This is a genomic window from uncultured Neisseria sp. (assembly GCF_951230505.1).
GTDB lineage: Bacteria > Pseudomonadota > Gammaproteobacteria > Burkholderiales > Neisseriaceae > Neisseria.
On the sequence record NZ_CATNVN010000199.1, the window covers coordinates 1 to 2725 of the forward strand.

At 48.6% G+C, this 2725-nt stretch carries 4 protein-coding genes; all 4 read left to right on the forward strand.

Translation table 11 applies throughout. From position 1 onward, the window contains the following. The coding region (locus tag Q1M25_RS09360; protein ID WP_300484029.1) for a hypothetical protein at positions 1-250 on the forward strand (250 nt) is incomplete at its 5' end. Positions 251-315: 65 nt separating this feature from the next. Then, the gene (truB, locus tag Q1M25_RS09365; RefSeq protein ID WP_300484031.1) at positions 316-1230 is read left to right on the forward strand and encodes a tRNA pseudouridine(55) synthase TruB; all 915 of its coding nucleotides are present in this window, start codon (positions 316-318) and stop codon (positions 1228-1230) included. Positions 1231-1252: 22 nt separating this feature from the next. Further along, complete coding sequence (locus Q1M25_RS09370; protein ID WP_300484033.1) at positions 1253-1879, forward strand: NAD(P)H-hydrate epimerase; 627 nt, start codon at positions 1253-1255, stop codon at positions 1877-1879. A 111-nt stretch (positions 1880-1990) separates the two neighbouring features. Next, positions 1991-2680 carry a suppressor of fused domain protein gene (locus Q1M25_RS09375; RefSeq protein ID WP_101755607.1) on the forward strand — a complete coding sequence of 230 codons (690 nt, stop codon included), beginning with the start codon at positions 1991-1993 and terminating at the stop codon, positions 2678-2680. Positions 2681-2725: the final 45 nt, after the last annotated feature.

Consider the following 2725-nt stretch of genomic DNA (forward strand, 5'->3'; position numbering starts at 1 on the left):
AACATTACGATACCAATCTCAAGTAAATATAGATCAGCCTGCTGCTATCGGCAACGAAAGCTTCTTGAAAACAGATAAGGTAACTACGAAAGAACTGATAGATGCAGACCAACTTTTCAAAAGTGTAACGGTAACCGCAACATTGGCAAAGCAAACCATGCAACCAAAATCTGTAGAGGTTTCTGAAGTTTCTTCATTTCCATTTATAAAAATCAAGCGGACAACTTATCGCTTTAAATGGTTCAACTGATAATAAAATGCCGTCTGAAAATATAAAACTCTTTTTTCAGACGGCATGTTCCTTAAAAAAACGCTATGACAACCAAACCCACCAAACGCCCGGTCAACGGCGTTCTTCTTCTCGACAAACCCGAAGGACTTTCCAGCAACACCGCCCTGCAAAAAGCGCGGCGCTTGTTCCGTGCCGAAAAAGCCGGGCATACCGGCGTACTCGATCCTTTGGCCACAGGGCTTCTGCCTGTTTGTTTCGGCGAAGCGACCAAGTTTGCCCAATACCTGATTGATGCCGACAAAGCCTATACCGCCACGCTGAAACTGGGCGAAGCCAGCAGCACAGGCGATACCGAAGGCGAAATCATCGCCACCGCACGCGCCGATATTTCATTGTCCGAATTTCAGATGGCCTGCCAAGCCTTAACGGGCGATATCCGCCAAGTGCCGCCGATGTTTTCCGCCCTCAAACACGAAGGCAAGCCGCTGTACGAATACGCACGCAAAAGCATCGTTATCGAACGCAAAGCGCGCGATATTACGATTTACTCCATTGATATCACTGAATTTGATGCACCCAAAGCCGTGATAGACGTACGTTGCAGCAAGGGTACCTACATCCGCACCCTCAGCGAAGACATCGCCAAACACATCGGCACATTCGCCCACCTGACCGCCCTGCGCCGTACCGAAACCGCAGGCTTTACCATTGCCCAAAGCCACACGCTCGAATCCTTGGCAGAATTGGACGAAGCCGAACGCGATGCCCTATTGCTGCCTTGCGATGTTTTGGTACAACATTTCCCCAAACTTGAGTTGAACGACTACGCCGTTACCATGCTCAAACACGGCCAACGCCCCCAGTTTACCGAAGACATTTCCGCCGAGCAGCCCATCCGTGTGTACAGCCGAGACGGCACATTTATCGGGCTGGTAGAATATCAAAAAGAAATAGGCCGTCTGAAAGCCTTGCGCCTGATGAATACCGCCGATAAATAACTTCCTGCAAAGAGAGCCGATCATGAAAGTCTATACCGCCGCCCAAATGCGCGAACGCGAACAAGCAGCCGTTGATAAAGGCATGAGCTTCGACCAACTGATGGAAAACGCCGGCAGCTCTGCCGCCCGAGACCTCATGCAGCGCCATCCTAAAGCCGGACACGCCCTGATCATTTGCGGCAAAGGCAACAACGGCGGCGACGGCTTAGTCATGGCAAGATATATGCAGGCGCAAGATTGGCACATCGACATTCTGTTTTCACTCGGAGAAAACCTCTCCCCTTTGGCTCAAACCAATCGGGAGCGCCTCAACGGTTTGCCCCATATTGAATTGATATCCGCACAAGAACTGGAAGGCCGTCTGAAAAAAGGTTACGACATCATTATCGAAGGCATATTCGGCACAGGCTTCAGCGGCGCGCTTCCAACCGAAATCGCCGCCCTCTGCCGCCAACTCAATCATTCAGACGGCCTGAAAGTCGCCCTCGATATTCCCACCGGCCTCAACTGCGACACCGCCGAAGCCGATCCCGACACATTCCGCGCAGACCTGACCTACACCTTTGCCGCCTACAAACCGGCACACTTAAGCGAGTTCGGCAAAACCTATTGTCAAGAAACCGTCTGTTTACCTATTGGCATTGATTAAAAAAGCAAATAAGATGTCATATTTAAATCGCTTTATTTTTAGAAACAACACATTCTAAAAAAACACGCGAATTAATTTACAACCCAATTATCAACGACACGGAAACAGACAATGAACGAACAAGAATACCGCCAAACTTTTAAAGAAGATCAGGCCGTCGGCTGGGAAGCCATCGATACTGCGCTTAAAGCACTTTATGGTGATATCAAACCTCGTCATTACGGCTCTATTATCAAATACATTCTAGGTGGTGATGACCCATTAGACGGCAGTAGTATTTATGATTGCGAAGAGCAAACCTTCCATCGCCACATTGTTTCCTACGGCATGAGCGAACTTTACTTTAATCCAGAACTTGCCGGTGCAGATTACAGTAAATGGGGATTTGAATTTACCTTCCGTACTCCCCCTTACGATCAGGATCCGGATTCTGGCTACAACACCAAACACGAGCCTTACTGGGCAATTAATCTAATGAATAATCTTGGCCGTTACGTTTTTGAAAGTGGTAACTGGTTTGAAGCCTACCACTTTACTTCAACTAACGACCCTATCCGAATGGATACAGAAACCGCCATCGTCGGCGTAGCCTTCGCACCAGACCCCAAGCTGCCCGCTATCAAAACGCCAAACGGTGAAGTTCAATTTCTTCAGATAGTCGGCCTTACCCAGCCTGAGCTTGACTGGCTCTGGCAAGATCCAACAACCAAACGTTGCCAAGAGCTGATCGATATGATGCGCAAAGACAATCCGCTGTTGATTACCGATTTAGCGCGTACAAAAAGCTATGTACAACCCTAATTGATTAAACCTAAGGCCGTCTGAAAACAGATTTTCAGACGGCCT